Origin of the sequence: Streptomyces sp. L2 (assembly GCF_004124325.1) — a bacterium.
Lineage (GTDB): Bacteria > Actinomycetota > Actinomycetes > Streptomycetales > Streptomycetaceae > Streptomyces.
This window is the reverse complement of record NZ_QBDT01000001.1, coordinates 4,216,414-4,233,016: the sequence shown is the minus strand read 5'-3', so window position 1 is coordinate 4,233,016 and position 16,603 is coordinate 4,216,414. Positions and strand designations below refer to the sequence as shown.

General features: G+C 73.0%; 18 protein-coding genes. 10 read left to right on the top strand and 8 right to left on the bottom strand.

Annotation, left to right across the window (positions count from 1 at the left end; all coding sequences use genetic code 11):
* The first annotated feature begins 718 nt into the window (after positions 1-718).
* The 3 genes from DBP14_RS18840 to DBP14_RS18830 all read left to right on the top strand — a co-directional run bounded on the left by DBP14_RS18840 (position 719) and on the right by DBP14_RS18830 (position 4,632).
* Complete coding sequence (locus tag DBP14_RS18840) at positions 719-1,513, top strand: class I SAM-dependent methyltransferase (protein ID WP_206739295.1); 795 nt, start codon at positions 719-721, stop codon at positions 1,511-1,513.
* Between the two features lie 264 nt (positions 1,514-1,777).
* Positions 1,778-2,893 carry a C40 family peptidase gene (locus DBP14_RS18835; RefSeq protein ID WP_129311950.1) on the top strand — a complete coding sequence of 372 codons (1,116 nt, stop codon included), beginning with the start codon at positions 1,778-1,780 and terminating at the stop codon, positions 2,891-2,893.
* A gap of 422 nt (positions 2,894-3,315) precedes the next feature.
* Complete coding sequence (locus DBP14_RS18830; RefSeq protein ID WP_129308334.1) at positions 3,316-4,632, top strand: fused response regulator/phosphatase; 1,317 nt, start codon at positions 3,316-3,318, stop codon at positions 4,630-4,632.
* 209 nt (positions 4,633-4,841) lie between these two features.
* Here DBP14_RS18830 and DBP14_RS18825 read toward each other — a convergent pair whose 3' ends face one another.
* The 3 genes from DBP14_RS18825 to DBP14_RS18815 all read right to left on the bottom strand — a co-directional run bounded on the left by DBP14_RS18825 (position 4,842) and on the right by DBP14_RS18815 (position 6,539).
* Positions 4,842-5,195, bottom strand: coding sequence for a DUF2516 family protein (locus DBP14_RS18825; protein ID WP_129308333.1), 354 nt, complete (start codon positions 5,193-5,195; stop codon positions 4,842-4,844).
* 160 nt (positions 5,196-5,355) lie between these two features.
* On the bottom strand, positions 5,356-5,970 hold the full coding sequence (locus tag DBP14_RS18820) for a hypothetical protein (protein ID WP_129308332.1): 615 nt from the start codon (positions 5,968-5,970) through the stop codon (positions 5,356-5,358).
* 86 nt (positions 5,971-6,056) lie between these two features.
* Entirely contained in the window at positions 6,057-6,539 is a 483-nt protein-coding gene (locus DBP14_RS18815; protein WP_129308331.1) for a helix-turn-helix transcriptional regulator, read from the bottom strand.
* Positions 6,540-7,046: 507 nt separating this feature from the next.
* Here DBP14_RS18815 and DBP14_RS18810 point away from each other — a divergent pair.
* Both DBP14_RS18810 and DBP14_RS18805 read left to right on the top strand, forming a co-directional pair.
* Positions 7,047-7,931, top strand: coding sequence for an aminoglycoside phosphotransferase family protein (locus DBP14_RS18810; protein ID WP_129308330.1), 885 nt, complete (start codon positions 7,047-7,049; stop codon positions 7,929-7,931).
* An 18-nt stretch (positions 7,932-7,949) separates the two neighbouring features.
* Complete coding sequence (locus DBP14_RS18805) at positions 7,950-8,468, top strand: NUDIX domain-containing protein (protein ID WP_241740970.1); 519 nt, start codon at positions 7,950-7,952, stop codon at positions 8,466-8,468.
* A gap of 36 nt (positions 8,469-8,504) precedes the next feature.
* Here DBP14_RS18805 and DBP14_RS18800 read toward each other — a convergent pair whose 3' ends face one another.
* Positions 8,505-9,692: an NAD(P)/FAD-dependent oxidoreductase gene (locus DBP14_RS18800; RefSeq protein ID WP_129308329.1), complete on the bottom strand. Its 1,188-nt coding sequence runs from the start codon at positions 9,690-9,692 to the stop codon at positions 8,505-8,507.
* A gap of 72 nt (positions 9,693-9,764) precedes the next feature.
* Between DBP14_RS18800 and DBP14_RS18795 the strand changes: the two genes are divergently transcribed.
* The 4 genes from DBP14_RS18795 to DBP14_RS18780 all read left to right on the top strand — a co-directional run bounded on the left by DBP14_RS18795 (position 9,765) and on the right by DBP14_RS18780 (position 12,192).
* Complete coding sequence (locus DBP14_RS18795) at positions 9,765-10,445, top strand: TetR/AcrR family transcriptional regulator (RefSeq protein WP_129308328.1); 681 nt, start codon at positions 9,765-9,767, stop codon at positions 10,443-10,445.
* A 62-nt stretch (positions 10,446-10,507) separates the two neighbouring features.
* A complete protein-coding gene (locus DBP14_RS18790; protein ID WP_347239654.1) occupies positions 10,508-10,702 on the top strand; it encodes a hypothetical protein in 195 nt (64 codons plus the stop codon).
* Positions 10,703-10,733: 31 nt separating this feature from the next.
* Positions 10,734-11,645 (top strand): GNAT family N-acetyltransferase, encoded by a 912-nt coding sequence (locus DBP14_RS18785; protein WP_129308327.1) that lies wholly within the window; start codon positions 10,734-10,736, stop codon positions 11,643-11,645.
* Between the two features lie 136 nt (positions 11,646-11,781).
* A complete protein-coding gene (locus DBP14_RS18780) occupies positions 11,782-12,192 on the top strand; it encodes a hypothetical protein (protein WP_241740969.1) in 411 nt (136 codons plus the stop codon).
* Between the two features lie 24 nt (positions 12,193-12,216).
* Here DBP14_RS18780 and DBP14_RS18775 read toward each other — a convergent pair whose 3' ends face one another.
* Positions 12,217-12,741: a hypothetical protein gene (locus tag DBP14_RS18775; protein ID WP_129308326.1), complete on the bottom strand. Its 525-nt coding sequence runs from the start codon at positions 12,739-12,741 to the stop codon at positions 12,217-12,219.
* Between the two features lie 359 nt (positions 12,742-13,100).
* Positions 13,101-13,475, bottom strand: a complete 375-nt coding sequence (locus tag DBP14_RS18765; RefSeq protein ID WP_129308324.1) for a VOC family protein — start codon at positions 13,473-13,475, stop codon at positions 13,101-13,103.
* 171 nt (positions 13,476-13,646) lie between these two features.
* On the opposite strand from DBP14_RS18765, the gene DBP14_RS36920 reads away from it, so the two are divergent.
* Positions 13,647-13,859, top strand: coding sequence for a hypothetical protein (locus tag DBP14_RS36920; protein ID WP_241740968.1), 213 nt, complete (start codon positions 13,647-13,649; stop codon positions 13,857-13,859).
* Between the two features lie 3 nt (positions 13,860-13,862).
* Here the strand turns inward: DBP14_RS36920 and DBP14_RS18755 are convergent, their stop codons facing one another.
* A complete protein-coding gene (locus DBP14_RS18755; RefSeq protein WP_129308323.1) occupies positions 13,863-15,890 on the bottom strand; it encodes an AAA family ATPase in 2,028 nt (675 codons plus the stop codon).
* A gap of 41 nt (positions 15,891-15,931) precedes the next feature.
* The gene (locus DBP14_RS18750; protein ID WP_241741257.1) at positions 15,932-16,516 is read right to left on the bottom strand and encodes a TetR/AcrR family transcriptional regulator; all 585 of its coding nucleotides are present in this window, start codon (positions 16,514-16,516) and stop codon (positions 15,932-15,934) included.
* Positions 16,517-16,603 lie beyond the last annotated feature (87 nt).

Here is a 16,603-nt window from a genome sequence, read left to right as displayed (position 1 = left end):
CCCAGCGGCTGCGCCGGGCCGGCCGTGAGCGGTACGCCGTCACCGGCCGGCGGGGGGGGGGGAGCAACCTTGCCGAGACGGGCGCCGGCGACCACACCTGGCGTCCGCCGGGCCGCCGCGGCGCTGGTGGTGGCCGGCGGGGGGGGGCGGTGCTGGCGCTGCGGCGCAAGGGGGGATCGCAGTTTCGGTGGACCGGTAGTCCGGCAGTCCGGCAGTCCGGCAGTGCCGGAGTCCCGGCAGCCTCGGAGGCAGTCCCGCTGAGGCGCGTGCCGGGGCCTGGCCGAGGCGGGTGCCGGGTCCCGGCCGAGGCGGGTGCCAGGTCACGGCGAGGCGGGTGCCGGGTCCCGGCCGAGGCGCGTGCCGGGTCCCGGCCGAGGCGCGTGCCGGGTCCCGGCCGAGGCGCGTGCCGGGTCCCGGAGAGGCAGGTGCCAGGTCACGGCGAGGCAGGTGCCAGGTCACGGCGAGGCAGGTGCCAGGTCACGGCGAGGCAGGTGCCAGGTCACGGCGAGGCGCGTGCCGGGTCCCGGCGAGGCAGGTGCCAGGTCCCGGCGAGGCGCGTGCCAGGTCACGGCCGGGGCGCGTGCCGGGTCCCGGCGAGGCGCGTGCCGAGGCCGGGCGGTACGGCCCGCGTGTGGGCGCGTTTACCCTCGTAGACATGTGTGCCCACGCCGCTCCCCTCCCCCGTTCCCGGCTTCGTCCGGGTGGGCGGGCCGGCGTCGTGGGCAGTGTGACGCGGGGGACGACCAATCCCAACCGGCTGCGCCGGATGGACCGCTGGATCGCGGCTACCCACGGGGCCGAGCTGCGGCGGGCGGCCGATCCGGTGGCGGTCGACCTCGGGTACGGCGCCGCGCCCTGGACGGCGGTCGAACTGCTCGGCCGGCTGCGGTCCGTCGCCCCGCGCACGCGGGTCGTGGGCGTCGAGATCGAGCCCGCGCGGGTGGCCGCCGCCCGGCCGTACGAGCGGGCCGGCCTCGTCTTCCGGCACGGCGGCTTCGAGATCCCGCTGCCGGTGCGCCCGGTGCTCGTGCGGGCGGCCAACGTGCTGCGGCAGTACGACGAGTCCGAGGTGGCCGCCGTATGGCAGCGGCTGTGCGCGCGGCTCGCCCCGCCGGACGGCCCGGACGGCGCGTTTCGCGGCGGGCTCCTCGTGGAGGGGACGTGCGACGAGATCGGGCGGCGGCACGTATGGGTGGCGCTCGGCCCGGAGGGGCCCCGGACGGTCACCTTCGCGACCCGGCTGGGCTCCCTGGAGCGGCCGTCGGACCTCGCCGAGCGGCTGCCCAAGGCGCTCATCCACCGCAATGTCCCCGGCGAGCCGGTCCACGCCTTCCTGCGCGACTTCGACCGCGCCTGGTCCGCCGCCGCGCCCTACGCCTCGTACGGCGCCCGTCAGCGCTGGATCCGCGCGGTACGGGACCTTCGGGCCGACTGGCCGGTGACGGACGGACCGGCGCGCTGGCGGCAGGGGGAAGTGACCGTGGCGTGGGGGGCGTTGGCACCGGCCGGGTGAGCACCGAGTGGGTGGGTTCGATGAGCCCGGTGAGGCTGAACGGGGCCCGCGAGGTCGCGCTGAACTGCTGGTGCCGGCGGGGGGAACGATCTCGGTGCGCCGTACGTCACACCGTCGAGGAGATCGTCGTACGGCCCTTGCCGTTCCTGGCACCCCTGTCGCCCTCTGTCGTTTTGGGCGCGGCCGTGGCACGATCCCCCGGACGACCATAAGTTACTGACGGTAAATCAGGTGGGGGGACGACCTATGGGTCCGGGCAAGCGGATGGGTCCGGGCAAGCGCGGTCTGCTCACGGCCGCCGTGACCGTGGTCTGCGCGGTGACCGTCCTGGCGGCGCCGGGCACGGCGTTCGCGCAGGCCGGCGGCACCGCCCACGCGGCGCAGAGCCCCGTCCCCACCCCGGCCGCCTCCCCCGCCCCGGCCCCCTCCGCGACCCCCGAGGCGGCCAAGAAGCTGGAGAAGATCCGCGACACACTGGACCGGCTCTACCACGACGCGGCCGTGGCCACCGACGCCTACAACGCGGCCGAGGAGGCGTCGAAGAAGCAGTCCGCGCAGATCGTCGCGCTGGCGAAGAAGATCGTCGAGGGACAGCAGAAGCTGGAGAACCTCAAGAACCAGGCGGGCGCGGCGGCCCGGTCCCAGTACCGCACCGGCGGTCTGCCGCCCACGGCCGAGCTGCTGCTCAGCGACGACCCGCAGCAGTTCCTGGACGGGGCCGGCCGGGTGCTGCAGGGCCAGCGGGCGACGAAGAACCTGCTCGGCGAAATGACCCAGACGCAGGCGGACTTGAAGGACTACGCGGCCGACGCCTCCTCGCAGTGGGTGAAGCTGGAGGCCAACCGCAAGGCCAAGGCGGCCGCCAAGAAGAAGATCAAGAAGCAGATCGCGGCCGCCGAGAAGCTGCAATCCAAGCTGGAGAAGAAGGAGAAGGAGCAACTCGCCGCGCTGGAGCAGCAGGCCGCGTACAAGTCCCAGACCGCCTGGCTGGACACGGGCATCCTCAAGGAGATCAACGGCAAGGCGTCCGCGCAGGGCAAGAAGGCGGTGCAGTACGCCACGGCCCAGCTCGGCAAGCCGTACGTGTGGGGCGCGGAGGGGCCGGCCTCCTTCGACTGCTCGGGCCTGACCTCCCAGGCGTGGTCGGCGGCCGGCCATCCCATTCCGCGCACCTCGCAGGAGCAGTGGAAGCAGCTCAAGCACGTCGACGTGAAGGACATGCGCCCCGGCGACCTCATCATCTACTTCGGCGACGCCAGTCACGTCGCGATGTACGTCGGCGACGGCGCGATCATCCACGCCCCGCGTCCCGGCCGGACGGTGACGGTCGCGGGGGCGGGCTCCATGCCGATCCTGGGGGTCGTCCGCCCGGACGCCTGAGGGCGGCTCCGCCGGGCGCGTGAGGGCGGCTCCGCCGGGCCGCGGTGCGACACGGGGCGCGGCACGGCACAGCACGGCACGCGATCCGGCACGTGGCGCGGCACGCGATCCGGCCCGCCACGCAGCATGCGCCCGCCCGAAATGCTCCGTTCGCGATACTCCGTGCCCCCGTGACGCAGGCCATGTGACCCACCACACGGCCAACTCCGGTCAAATCACCGGAGGACGTGAGCTTCGTCATCCCCGCCGGTGGGGCGGCCTGTCCAACTGCGGTAGGGATCGCGGCATATGACAGCGGCGGGAGACCGGGCGACGGGGCTCACACCATTCCGTTGCGGTGGCCAGTACCGCTATGGTCCCCGTCGGTGGGTCGAGGTCCCTCGCCCCGCCGTGCCCTCGGGGGGAGGGAAGGAACCGAGACAATGCCCGTACCCGTACCGCGGCAGAGAGCGATCCCGGCCGCGGAGAGCGGTCAGGCGCGGGCCGCGTCCCCATCCGGCGGCGGCCCCCTCACCGAAGAGGCCCACCGCACCGCCACGCCCGCCACCGGCGCGAACAGCACCACCCTCACCCTGCTGCTGATAGAGGACGACCCGGCGGGCTCGCCGATCGTGCCCCAGCTGCGGGACTCCGCCGGCAAGCCGATCCGCGTCCGCACCGCCCGCAACCTCACCGAGGCCGAGCGGCTGCTCACGGACGACGTCCACTGCATCCTGCTGGACCTCGCCATGGCCGCCCCCGGCGGCACCGGTGACGGTGACGGCGACGAACTGGCCGTACTCCGGCACATCCTGCGGCTGGCGCCCCGGCACGCCGTGCTCGCGCTGACCGCCTCCAGCGACGCCGAGCGCGGCGCGGAGGCCGTGCGCGTCGGCGCCCAGGACTACCTTTTCCGGGACGAACTGGACGGCCGGCTGCTCAGCCGCGCCATCCGGTACGCCGTCGAACGCAAGCGCTCCGACATCGCCGAACGCAAGCTCGCCGAGGGCCGGCTGCGCGCGCAGGAGAACCGGCGCCTGGAGCGCGGACTGCTGCCCACGCCCCTGCTGGAGGGCTCGCCCCTCCGCTTCGCCGCCCGCTACCGCCCCGGCCGCTCGCGCGCCCTGCTCGGCGGCGACTTCTACGACTGCGTGCGCACCCCCGACGGCACCGTGCACGCCATGATCGGCGACGTCTGCGGCCACGGCCCGGACGAGGCCGCGCTCGGCGTCGAGCTGCGGATCGCCTGGCGCGCCCTGACCCTGGCGGGCCTGTGCGGAGACGAGCTGCTCGGCACGCTCCAGGAGGTGCTGGAGCACGAGCGCGGCGACGAGGAGATCTTCGCGACGCTCTGCACGGTCGACATCGCGCCCGACAGCCGCCGCGCCGGCCTGTGCCTGGCCGGCCACCCGTCCCCGCTGATCGCCCGCCCCGGCCGGGCGCCACGACTGCTGCCGTACGACAACAACGGCCCCGCCCTCGGCCTGCTGCCCGGCGCCCGCTGGCCGCGGATGCAGGTGGAGCTGGGCCGGGAGTGGAGCCTGATGCTCTACACCGACGGTCTGATCGAGGGCCGGGTCGGCGGCCCCGACGGGGAACGGCTCGGCCAGGACGGCATGGTCGAGATGATCAGCCGCCAGCTGTCCGAGGGGCTGCGCGGGGAGGAGCTGCTGCGGGCCGCGGTGAGTGAGGTGCGGGACCTCAACGGGGGAGAGTTGACGGACGACGTGGCGGTGGTCCTGCTGGATCGCGTGCGCTAGCTTCTGCCGGGCGCGCGGAGGGGGGTGCGGGGTGCGTCGCCGGGTGCGGGTCCATCGTGGCTTGTCGCGCAGTTCCCCGCGCCCCTTGGGTGGGCGAGCCGCAGCTCCCTCCAGGGGCGCGGGGCTGTGCTCGATATGCGGCTCCGCCGCGTGGGCGCGAACGGCCAAGCACTGCCCGCACCCGGCGACGGCGAAGTACCCGCGGGACGCTACCGGCGCCCGTTGTACGGCCCGTAGGGCCCGTCGCTGCTGCTGCCCCCGCGCCGGCGCCCCCACCCGCCGTCGCCGCCGCCGGAGACCTGCTTGACGGCGGGACGTACGTCGACGATGTAGACGATGCTGGCGACGAGGCCGGCGATCGGCAGGATGCCGAGGATGGAGAACAGGTAGCTGACGACCAGGGCGATGCCCAGGATGATCAGCCAGAACACCTTGTTCTGCTTGTTGGCCGCGCGGAAGGCGTCCTCGCGCCGGAACGCGGCGTCGAACAGCCCGAACGCGGCGAGGGCCATGAGGACGATCTTCAAGATCCCCAGGAACCCCGCGAAGCCCAACATCAGCATGCTGCCACCGCCCGTAGTCTTCCGATCCGTACGATCCCGTACGCCTCGTACGCCTCGTACGCCTCGTACGCCTCGTACACGCCGTACACGGTCACCGTCACCGTACCCGGACAACGGGCCGGGCACCCCGAAGGTGCCCGGCCCGTACGCGCCTCGCGAGTCACTTGGCCGGCGGGGTGGTCTTCTTGGCGGTGGTGCTCTTGCGGGCGGCCGGCGTCTTCTTGGCGACGGGCTTCTTGGCCGCGGCGGCGTCCGCCGGCTTGGCCTCGGCGGGCCCGGCCTGCTTCTCCTGCGCGACCTCGACGGGCTTGACCGGCTCGGGCTTGCCCTCGACGACGATCGCGAGGTCCTCGATCTCCTCGGCGGCACCGCCGCGCCAGGTCTTCACGGTCTGCTCGCCGTGCTCGGCGACCTTCTCGTAGGTCTCGCGGGCGCGTACGGCGTACTCGGCGGCGACGCCGACACCGCGCAGGGCGAGGTCCTGGGCGCTCTCGCCGAGCTTCTTCAGGTCCAGGTCGAGGGTCCCGATGAACTCGTTGACCTTGGTCTGCAGGGTCTCCTGCGCCTCCTTGGCGCGGGCGGCGGCCCTCTCCTGCACGGCCTTCGGGTCGGTGTTGCGTACGGCCTCGATCCGCGCGGGGGCGTCGGCGCGCAGCTGCTCGACGAGGGCGGGCACCTTCTTGGCCTGCTGGAGGGCGAGGTCGGCGGTGCCGGCGGCGAAGTAGAGCGGGGTCGGGTCGCTGAGGGTCTTGCGCAGGTCGTCGGTGATGGCCATGGTGATGGTCCTCCCGGATTCGCGTTCGGCTGAGGGTTGGTGTGGGTCCGCGGCGGGCGGGCGGGGCTGAATTGTCGAGGTCCGGCCTATCCGGCCGTCTTCCGCGGACCGGCATCGCCGTCGGCGGCTGCACGGTCGCCGCTTCCGGCGGCACGGTCACCGCTCTCCAGGCTGTCGTCGCCGTCCGGGTCGTCCGCCCCGAGGTCCTGCTCCGGCCCGCCGAATCCGTTCTCCTTGCGGAAGGACTCGTAGATCTGGAGGAGGACCTGCTTCTGCCGTTCGTTGAGCGTGGGGTCGGCGAGGATGACCGCGCGGGTCTCCACCTCGTCCCGGTCCCGCTCGGCGTCGAGGATGCCTGCGCGGACGTACAGCGTCTCGGCGGAGATGCGCAGCGCCTTGGCGACCTGCTGGAGCACCTCCGCGCTGGGCTTGCGCAGCCCGCGCTCGATCTGGCTCAGGTACGGGTTGGACACCCCGGCGGCATCGGCGAGCTGCCGCAGCGAGAGCTGGGCGTTGCGCCGCTGCTCGCGCAGGTACTCACCGAGGTTGCCGACATTGAGCGATGCCATGCCTCCACCTTGCCCCACCCTCGCTAACAATTGCAAGCACCCCGCTTGCAAAAGTGCACCACATCACGCCACCGGCTCAGCCTTGGACCCCGTCGAGGACGGTGAGGGCGTCGGCCGGGGCCGGGGTGCCCGGGGCGGGCGACGAGCGGCCGAGTGGCTGCCGGCGGCATGGGGGCGGGGCCCGGTTGCCCGGGGCGGGCGACGAGCGGCCGAGTGGCTGCCGGCGGCATGGGGGCGGGGCCCGGTTGCCCGGGGCGGGCGACGAGCGGCCGAGTGGCTGCCGGCGGCATGGGGGCGGGGCCCGGTTGCCCGGGGCGGGCGACGAGCGGCCGTGCGGCTGCCGGTAGGCAGGGCGCCGGGGGGCGTGGGGGTGGTCGGCTCGTCGGCGTCGCCCTGTGGGGCAGCACCGTCCCTGGGGCCGGGATCCCTCGGGGTAAGGCATCCGCCCGGGAGCCCGGCGGAAATGCGGTGCCCGGCGGCCGGTCTCTTCATTAGGCTCTCGGTCCGATGATGCACGAGAACGAGATTCCGACCGACGGCGTGCTGGTGCGGCGGCTTCTCGTGGAGCAATTTCCGCAGTGGGCGGAGCTGGCCATCAGACCGGTGGAGTCCGCGGGAACCGAGAACGCGATCTACCGGCTGGGCGACGAGTTCGCGGTCCGGTTGCCCCGGTTGGAGGGGGCCGTCGGCCAAGTGGAGTTCGAGCAGGTCTGGTTGCCACGGCTGGCCCCCTGCCTCCCCGCTGCGGTGCCCGAGCCGATCGCCGTGGGACGACCGGGGCAGGGGTACCCCTTTCCGTGGGCGATCAGCCGTTGGATCGACGGCTCGCACCCCGCCACCGTGCCGGACGGGTCCCCCGAGGGGCACCGGCTCGCCGGGGACCTCGGGGGGTTCGTGACGGCGCTGCGTGAGGCCGGCACCGCGGGGGCCCGCACGGGCTACCGGAGCGTGCCCCTGCGCACCCGCGACGCCTTGGTACGGGAGTGGACCGCCAAGGCAGCGGACGACATCGACGCCCCCGCCCTCCTGTCCGCCTGGGAACACGCCCTCGAACAGCCGGACTGGGACGGGCCGCCCACGTGGACGCACGGCGATCTCATCCCCGGCAACGTCCTCGTGGACGGCGATCGGCTCAGCGCGGTGATCGACTTCGGCACCGCGGGCGTCGGTGACCCCGCCTGCGATGCCGTCGCCGCCTGGACGCTGCTCGGTGCGGAGACCCGGAAGACCTTCCGCGCGGCTGGAGGATTCGACGACGCCGCCTGGGCCCGGGGACGAGGCTGGGCACTCACCTTCGTCAGCGGGATCGACTACTACCGCCACACCAACCCCGCCATGGCCGAACTGGGGCTCCGCGCCGTCACCGAGGTTCTCGCGGAACCGGCCGGATGACCGGATGACTCTGCCAGGGTGTCCGTCGTGGACGAGGACGAACTGGTGGAGCGTGTCGACGATCAGGACCGGACGCTGGGGGTGGTGGTCAGCCGTCGGGAGGCCGTCCGGGAGGGCTGGCTGCACCGGGTCGCCGTGACGGTGTGCCGTGATGAGCGAGGACGGATCCTCGTCCATCGGCGGGCCGAGCGGCTATCGCGATTTCCGGGACTGCATGAGGTCGAGGTCGGTGGCGCCGTGAACGTCGGCGAGTCCTACGAGCGGGCCGCCGCGCGGGAGTTGGCCGAAGAGCTGGGCATGCGCGCGCGGCCGCGCCTGCTCTTCACGTTCCTCAACCGCGGTGGTCTGAGCCCTCACTGGCTCGGCGTGCACGAAGCCGTGGTGCCGGACGCCGTGACCGCCGATCCCGGCGAGGTCGCCTGGCACGGCTGGCTCACCGAGCCGCAGCTGCGGTCGGCCCTGCTGGAGTGGCGCTTCACCCCCGACAGCCACGAAGTATTCAGCAGGTACCTAGCGTTCCGGAGCACACGACCCTGACCCGCTCGTCGGCCACGGCCTCGCCATGAGCCACCCTCAGTGGGACGAAACCCGGTCGAAGACGGCGAGGGCCTCGGCGGGGTCCGGGCTGACCAGGCGTTCCAGGCCGGCGGTCGTGATCTCCGCCCACCTGGCGGCCCGTGCCCACATCCGTTCCTCGAAGGCGCGGACGGCCTCGTCCAGGTCTTCGGGGCCCGCGTCCGCAGGGAAGGCGGCGAGTGCCTCGGCGAGTTCGGCGCCCTCCAGCATCGCGAGGTTGGCGCCCGCCCCGAGCGGGGGCATCAGGTGGGCGGCGTCGCCGAGGAGCGTCACGCCGGGGACGTGGGTCCAGGTGTGGCCCACGGGCAGGACGTGGAGGGGACGGTGCACGAAGGCGGTGCCGTGGCGGAGGAGGTCGAGGACGGGAGCGGTCCAGCCGTCGAACAGGGCCAGCAGACTCGATCGCACGGCCTCGGCGTCAGCCAAGTCCGGGTCCAGATGCGGATTCAGGCCCGGATTCAGGTCTCGGCCCAGGTCCAGGCCCTGGTCCGTGTGCCAGTCCAGCGGTGCGCGGAACTTGGCGTACACCTTGACGTGGCCGCCGCTGTTGCGCTGGGCGACGAGGGAGCGGTTCGCGCCGTACACCGCGACGGAACCGTCGCCGACCAGCCGGGCGAGATCGGGGTGGCGGATGTCGAGGTCGTCGAGGGAGGCCTCGACCGAGGTGACGCCGGTGTAGTGCGGGGTCGCGGTCGAGACCGCGGGGCGGACCCGGGACCAGGCGCCGTCCGCGCCGACGACGAGGTCGTACGCCTCCTGCCGCCCGTCGTCGAAGTGGACGAGGACGCCGTTCGGGGTGCCCGGCACCACCCGGGTCACGCCCCGGCCCCACTGGACGTCGAGCGGGCCGAGCAGCAGGTCGCGGAGCTGCCCGCGGTCGATCTCGGGGTTGGCCCGCTCGTCCGGACCGGGCCGCCAGTCGCGCAGGACGGTCCCGTCCGTGTCCAGGATGCGCATGGCCTGCCCCTCGGGCCGTGACAGCTCCCGGAAGCGGTCCAGCAGCCCCGCCTTCTCCAGGGCGAGCTGGCCCAGCCCCAGATGGAGGTCGAGCGTGCCGCCCGGGGGACGGGCATCGGGGCCGGCGTCGCGTTCGAGGACGGTGACGGGGCGGCCGTGGCGGTGCAGGACGCGGGCGAACGACAGGCCGCCGGGACCGCCTCCGACCACAGCGATACGATGTCTCATGTCGATACACCGTATTGCCCTTGTACGATGCCTCGCAACAGAAACGGCGTAGACGGTATGGACGGTGCGGACATGACTGTGTGGGACCGGCCGGAGCCGCCGAGTCGCCCGGTGCCGCTCGACCGGGAGCGGATCGTCGCCGCCGCCGTCGCTCTCGCGGACGAGGGCGGGCTGGAGGCGGTGTCGTTGCGCAAGGTCGCCGCCCGTCTGAACGCCGGTCCGATGCGGCTCTACGGCTACATCGCCACCAAGGAAGAGCTGTTCGACCTCATGGTGGACGAGGTGCAGGGCGAGATCCTCCCCGAGGAACGGCCCGGTGACTGGCGGGACGCGCTCCGCGTCCTCGCCCACCGGACCCGGCAGGCGGCCCTCCGCCACGAATGGCTCGCCGACCTGCTCGGCGGCCGCCCGACCCTGGGCCCGAACGGCCTCGCCGTGACCGAGGCCAAGCTGGCCGCCCTCGACGGTCTCGCCGGCGTCGACACCGTCATGCGCGCCGTGGAGACCGTCAGCGCGTACGTCACCGGCGCGGTCCGGCGCGAGATCGCGAACCTGCGCGCCGAGCGCGCCACCGGCCTCTCCAAGCTCGACTGGCAGCGCGCCCACGGTCCGCACGTGACGAGGATGCTCGACACCGGCCGCTTCCCGGCCCTGGCCAAGGCCGTGCACGACGGCAGGCACGTGGACGCCGAGACCTCCTTCACGACCGGCCTGGACTGGGTCCTGGACGCGGTGGCCGCCAGGCTCGCCTGACCGGCGGTCAGACGGGGTCCCCGTAGCCCGTGTGAGGGGCCCGTGGTGCGCGCCGTGCAGGAATGCGTGCAGCCGTCCGGTGGAACGGCACGATCGGCCTGACCCCGCGAGGCCACCACGACCTGCCGGCCGCTCTGACCGTCGTACCGCTGACGGACACGGCACCGAGCCGTGTGGTGGCGGCGTGGAACGAGGGCGACGCCGACCCGTTGATCCGATCCTTCGCCGAGACGGCGACGGCCGCGCACCGGCGCTGAGTCGCAGCCTCGGTGTGGGGAAGGATGAGGCATGCGGCTGGATGATGACTGGTGTCTCACGGAAGACGTCGACGAGTTTCTCGGCCGGGCCGGAGGCTTTCTTCGGTCGCGGCCCGGGGCGCACGTCATGCAGTTGACCCTGACGGAGAGGGTGCGCGTGCGGGGGCCGGGGGCGTACGGGCCCGAAGTGCCGCTGTTCGGAGTGCTGGAGCGGGCGGGGCGGGTGCGGGCCACGTTCTACCGGCTCACCCCCGGGGCCCTGGGCCTCTCCCCGCTCGACGCCGAACAGGCCGACTCCCTCGCCGCCCGGCTGGCCGCCCTCGGCCGCCCGCTGTCCCGAGTCAGCGCGGACCACGGCACGGCCACCACGTTCGCCGAGGCCTGGCGGCGGCACACCGGAGTGGTGGCGAGGCTCCGCGACACCCGGCTCCGCCTGTACCGCCTCGGCACGCTCACCCCGCCGGAGCCGATGCCGGCGGGCCGGGGCCGCGTCCTGGGCGAAGAGGACCTCGATGACGTCATGTTCTGGTGCGGTGAGTTCGCCAGGGCCGTGGGGGAGGACGTCCGCATCGACGCCGGCACGTGGGCCGGCACCCGCTTCGCCGACAAGCGGTACACACTCTGGGAGACCCCGGACGGCACCCCCGTCTCCGTCGCGGGCCTGAACCCGCTGATCAGCGGCCAGGTCCAGGTCGACGTCGTCTACACCCCGGCCCACCTCCGCGGCCATGGTTACGCGGGTGCGGTGACGGCCGAGGTGAGCCGGGCCGCGCTGGCCGCGGGCGCGAGGGACGTCGTCCTGTTCGCCGACCTCGCCAACCCCACCAGCAACGCCCTCTACCAGCGCCTCGGCTACCGGACACTCGCCGACTGGTCCGTCTACGACTTCCTGCCACCGGTACCGACGGGCGATCACCGGGTGCTGAACCGCCCCCGGGGATGATCCGAACCCGCTTCCTCGTGCTGGCACGATCGAGCCGTCGGACGGCGGTTGATTCGCTGTCAGTATGCACAGGGATCAGCGTCGCGGGACGCGTCGGGCCGGTGGGCCTCCGGTATGGCAGGGTGTGGGAAGGGGGATGCTCCTGCTCCCCCTGTCCGTCGGCAGGTTGGCGGGAAGGGGCCGTGAGCCCGGCGGTGTTCAAGTACTCCGAGCGTGCTGCGGTGTCGCGCTCGGGCTCTTCGGCTGGGCCGTGGCCCTGCTGGCGGGGCAGGGGCTGGTCAACGGCTTGCTGTACCCCCTGGTCGACGCGCACGACTACCAGCACTCATGGGGCGGCCCCACCCTCATAGGGGCCTGGGTGGTGCACGCCCTGGTCGCCGTACCCGTGGTGGCGGTCGCGATCGGCGCGCTCTGGGGCACGGCCACCGCCGACCAAGCCCTCGCCCCACCCCCCGGCGAACGCCGCCCGAACTGGCCCGTGTTCTTGTCCCCTCCCCTCGCCCTCCTCGCAGCCCTACTCCTCAACGCCTGGCTCCACCAACTGTGAGCCGCCTCGCCACCCCGGCGCTCATCACCTTCCCTGCCACGAACCCGCGTCCAGCCACTCCCGCACGGTCCGGAAGTCCTCACCCGTCAGGCCGTAGCGGTGGTCGACGCGGTGGAGGAGGGCGGGGGCGGAGTGGTGGGCGGCGACCCAGGCCTGGTCGTGGTGGGTGAGTTCATCGTCCAGCCAGATGAAGGGGCGGCCGGCCGCCCAGGTCGACAGGGGACGGGTCTTCCAGTGGAGCAGGGCCGGAGGCTCGTCCTCGTCGGGCCATCGCACGACGGGAAGCGGGGGCAGCCCCAGCCACGGGGAGAGCGTGGTGTTCGCCTCGTCCGTCCAGGCCGTCGCCCACACCAACTCGCAGCCCAGCACGGTCAGGCGATGGCCCAGGGCGGGGTCGACGCGGCGCAGCAGTGGGTGCGAGTGGGAGGGGCTGGGCGAGGGGGCCGGCGGATCGTACAGGGGGTAGCGGTACGTGTTCGGTGCACCGAAGGGGATCAAGGGGCCGTCGACGTCCAGGAACAGGAGGGGAACGCGGTGGTGAGGGGGCATGGGCGGACGGTAGCGTGGGGGTATGACTGCCGGGTCGGCCTTGCTCATCGCCGGCATCCGCGCCCTCGACGGAAGGCTCAAGGCCGCCCGCTCCAGCCTCCGCTTCCAAGACCGCCGCGTCGCCGACCTCGAAGCCCGGATTGGCCGGCGCCAACTCTCTGCACCTGACGCACCGTTCTGGCGCTGCGGAACTGGAAGGTGCAGGTCATTGCGTCGCGCACCGGATCGCCGCTGGCCGGTTTGTCGACCCGTAGTTGGCCACCGGCAGCCCCGGCTGCGGCTGGCTCACCGTGGTTTCGGCTCAGCCGATTGCCTGGTCGGGCACCACATTTCGGGTGCCCGACCAGACTCCGCCCCGGCTACAGGTATGGGCGGGTGATCAGCTCGATCGCGTGGCCGCCGGGGTCCTTGAAGTACACGCCTCGGCCGCCGTGCTCGTTGTTGATCTCGCCCGAGCGTCGCATCTGGGGATCGGCCCAGTGCTCGATGCCTTGGTCACAGAGCCGCCGGTACGCCCGATCGAACAGCTCGTCGTCGATCAGGAACGCGTAATGCTGCATCTGGATCTCCACCGGCGGCTCGGCGAACTGCAGCAGCACACCATCGGCGAGCTGAATGTTGGTGAACGGGCCCCAGGAAGGCGCTTCCGGCAGTTCCAACAGCTCTCGGAAGAAGCGGGCCGACTCGTGGCGGTCCTTGGCAGCGATGATGGTGTGGTTGAACGTGACTGTCATTCGGCTGACCTCAGTATTGTTCGATGCGAAAAACGGACTCGCGGTGCACGAGCACTGGGAGGTCCGCGTGCCGAACTGAGGGGGCGCCTTCTCCGCACCCGCTGCGTGATCAGCCCTCCACCGGGTGGCCAATCCGTGTGTGGCGTAGCGCCGGTCCGGTGTTCACGTCGGGTGACCCTACTTGATCTGGCCGATCACGACAACGTGCGGGTCGTGGGCCGAGCCCGGAAGAGGCGGTTATGTGACCAACCATCGATCGACATCACCACCTACCGGACGCCACACGCGGCGGCCGCGCAGGCCGAGGTGGAGCGGCTCGCGGGCGAACTGGAGGCACATCTGGAGTACGAGGAGCGGGAGTTGGTGCCGCTGCTGGGTGGCTGAGCCTCAGAACGGGAGGGGTCTGGCGTGGATCACGTCCAGGCGGGAGACCGCTCGGGTGAGGACGACGTACAGCCGGTGTGCGCCGCGTTCCTCCGCCTCGGCCACGGCGGCCGGTTCGACGGCGATCACGTGGTCGTACTCCAGGCCCTTCACCAGGCTCGCGGGCACGACGGAGACCCGGGGTGCATCGACTCGGGCGGCTTTCAACGCCGCTTGCAGTGCGCCCACTTCGGTGTCCGCCGCCACCACTCCGATCGAGCCCTCGTGGGCGAGTGCTTCGCGTACGGCGGTCACGGTTGCCGTCATGACGTCGCCCGTCGGGCGGAGGGTCAGTTCGCCGTCACGGCGGAGGGAGGTCGCGCCGGGGACCGGCACCCCCAGGCGGGCCAGCAGGCGGTTGGCGAGGTCCAGGACGGCCGCCGGCACGCGGAAGCCCGTGGTCAGCGGGATCACCGGCGCGTCCGGCTTGCCCAGGTGACGCAGCTGGTCCTGCCAGCTGCGGGCCGCCCAGGGGGTGGTGCCCTGCGCCAGGTCGCCGAGGACGGTCAGCGAGCCGAAGGCGGCGCGGCGGGCGATGGCCCGGCACTCCATCGGGGAGAGGTCCTGCGCCTCGTCGACGACCAGGTGGCCGTAGCCCTCGGGGTGTTCGATCAGTCCGGCGATCTCGTCGAGGAGGACGAGGTCGGCGGGTGACCAGCGGGCGGACTTGCAGGAGCGGGGTGGGCGGGCGTGCCCTTGCAGTGCCGCCTGCTCGCCGGGGGCCAGCAGGCCGTCGGCCGCCCGCGCCAACCGGGCGGCGTCCGTGAGGAGTTCGTGGAGCACCTCCTCCGGGCGCGCCTTCGGCCACACCACGTCCAATTGGTCGGTCAGCGCCCGGGCCCGCTCGATCCGGCGGACCCAGGCGGCCGGCACGGTTCCGGCGCGCCGCTCCGCCCGCTGCCGCAGGAGTCGTACGACCCGGGTGCGGACGCGCTCGCGGCCGATGGCGTACGGCGGCTGCTCGGCGCGTACCTCCTGGACGATGCGGGTCAGGGTGTCGGCGGACACCCGCCAGCGGTAGGTGCCGTCGGGCACGGCGAGGTCGGCGACGCGGTCGGTCGTGACCCGCCCGTAAAGGGCCCGGCGCAGCACCTCGGCCATGCGCGGGTCGTGCTTGAGGGCCGCGGCGGACGGAGTGTCGGTGCCGGTGGCCGGGTGGCGGGCGATCTCGTCGAGGAGCGTGGTCTGGCGGACGTTGGTCTCGCCGAGGGCGGGCAGCACCTCCGCGATGTAGGAGAGGAAGGTGCGGTTGGGGCCGAGGATGAGCAGACCGGAGCGCTGGATGCGCTGGGGGTGGGTGTAGAGGAGGAAGGCGGCGCGGTGCAGGCCGACGGCGGTCTTGCCGGTGCCGGGTGCGCCCTGGACGCAGACGGAGGTGGCGAGGCCGGCCCGGACGAGGTCGTCCTGCTCGGGCTGGATGGTGGCGGCGATGTCCCGCATGGGGCCGACGCGGGGGCGTTCGATCTCCTGGGTGACGATCTCGCTGACGGGCCCGTCCCGGTCCTCGCCGGCACCGGCGAGGTGCTCGTCCTCCAGGCCGGTCAGGTCGGCGGAGTCGCCACGACTGCCCGGGGCCCAGCCGAACCGGCGCCGTACCTCGACGCCCTGAGGCGTCCGGGTGCTCGCCTGGTAGAAGGCGCGGGAGACGGGGGCCCGCCAGTCGACGACGAGGGGTGGGGCGGCCGGGTCCTCGGTGATGCGGAGTCGGCCTACGTGGTAGCTCTGGCCGCCGTGCTCGGGGTCCGTGTCCGTGAAGTCCAGGCGGCCGAAGAACAGGGGGCCCGGGGGGAGTTCGCGCAGGGCCTTGGCGCGGCTGCGGAGCTGGTAGCCGAGGACCTCGGCGTCGGCGCCGGAGGCGGAGACGTCCTCGCCGGTGACGACCTGGTGGGCGGCGCCGTCGACCATCGCGGTGAGGGCGCCACGGCAGGTGTCGTGGTACGCGCGTTCGGTGCGGAGCGCTGCTGCGGGGGAAACGGGTGGGCTTGACGTCATGAGGCCAACCGTACCCAGAAAGCGTGACTGAGTTAAATTAGTTACCCAGTTTCAGAAGCGGTCAGGTGCGGGAAGCCCGCCTCCAGGCGGTCGAAGGCCCGCTCAGCCGCCCGCACCGCGTCCGGACGTACGGCCTCCACCGCCTCCCCCGCCGCGATCCGCCGCCAGTTGTCCTGCGCCAGGATCCGCTGGACGGCGATGATCTGGCCGGCGGCCAGCCTGGCGTCCAGGTCGCCGCCGAGGGCCTCGGCGAGCGCGGCCTCCGAGCGCTCCAGGTGGCCGTACGCCCGCGCGACCAGGGCGGGGGTGCCGTAGAGCAGGGTGTGGAAGGCGAGCACCTGGGGGTGGTCGTTGAGGCCGGTGACCGGGTCGGCGCGGTCGAGGCCGTCGAGGAAGTGGCGGCGCAGCGCGGCCAGCGGGCCGGCCGGGGCCGCGGTGACGATCCGGGCGGCCTCCGTCTCGTGGTCCGCGATGCGGTGCAGGACGAGGTCTTCCTTGGCGGGGAAGTAGCGGAACAGCGTCGGCTTGGAGATGCCCGCCTCGGCGGCGACCTCCGCCACGGACACGGCGTCGAAGCCGCGCTCCAGGAACAGGCGTACGGCGATGTCGGACACGTCCTGGTACATCCGCTGCTTCTTGCGCTCGCGCAGGCCCGGCTCGCCCGTGCCCGTCCTGCCCGTGCCTGTGCTGCTCGTGCCCGTCCTGCCGATGGC

What these genes read in the sequence shown, in the direction of transcription:
- DBP14_RS18835 (WP_129311950.1), top strand. Translation starts at nt 1,778, where the DNA reads ATGGGTCCGGGCAAGCGCGGTCTGCTCACGGCCGCCGTGACCGTGGTC.
- DBP14_RS18830 (WP_129308334.1), top strand. Translation starts at nt 3,316, where the DNA reads ATGCCCGTACCCGTACCGCGGCAGAGAGCGATCCCGGCCGCGGAGAGC.
- DBP14_RS18825 (WP_129308333.1), bottom strand. Translation starts at nt 5,195, where the DNA reads ATGCTGATGTTGGGCTTCGCGGGGTTCCTGGGGATCTTGAAGATCGTC.
- DBP14_RS18820 (WP_129308332.1), bottom strand. Translation starts at nt 5,970, where the DNA reads ATGGCCATCACCGACGACCTGCGCAAGACCCTCAGCGACCCGACCCCG.
- DBP14_RS18815 (WP_129308331.1), bottom strand. Translation starts at nt 6,539, where the DNA reads ATGGCATCGCTCAATGTCGGCAACCTCGGTGAGTACCTGCGCGAGCAG.
- DBP14_RS18810 (WP_129308330.1), top strand. Translation starts at nt 7,047, where the DNA reads ATGATGCACGAGAACGAGATTCCGACCGACGGCGTGCTGGTGCGGCGG.
- DBP14_RS18800 (WP_129308329.1), bottom strand. Translation starts at nt 9,692, where the DNA reads ATGAGACATCGTATCGCTGTGGTCGGAGGCGGTCCCGGCGGCCTGTCG.
- DBP14_RS18795 (WP_129308328.1), top strand. Translation starts at nt 9,765, where the DNA reads ATGACTGTGTGGGACCGGCCGGAGCCGCCGAGTCGCCCGGTGCCGCTC.
- DBP14_RS18790 (WP_347239654.1), top strand. Translation starts at nt 10,508, where the DNA reads ATGCGTGCAGCCGTCCGGTGGAACGGCACGATCGGCCTGACCCCGCGA.
- DBP14_RS18785 (WP_129308327.1), top strand. Translation starts at nt 10,734, where the DNA reads ATGCGGCTGGATGATGACTGGTGTCTCACGGAAGACGTCGACGAGTTT.
- DBP14_RS18780 (WP_241740969.1), top strand. Translation starts at nt 11,782, where the DNA reads ATGCTCCTGCTCCCCCTGTCCGTCGGCAGGTTGGCGGGAAGGGGCCGT.
- DBP14_RS18775 (WP_129308326.1), bottom strand. Translation starts at nt 12,741, where the DNA reads ATGCCCCCTCACCACCGCGTTCCCCTCCTGTTCCTGGACGTCGACGGC.
- DBP14_RS18765 (WP_129308324.1), bottom strand. Translation starts at nt 13,475, where the DNA reads ATGACAGTCACGTTCAACCACACCATCATCGCTGCCAAGGACCGCCAC.
- DBP14_RS18755 (WP_129308323.1), bottom strand. Translation starts at nt 15,890, where the DNA reads ATGACGTCAAGCCCACCCGTTTCCCCCGCAGCAGCGCTCCGCACCGAA.
- DBP14_RS18750 (WP_241741257.1), bottom strand. Translation starts at nt 16,516, where the DNA reads ATGTACCAGGACGTGTCCGACATCGCCGTACGCCTGTTCCTGGAGCGC.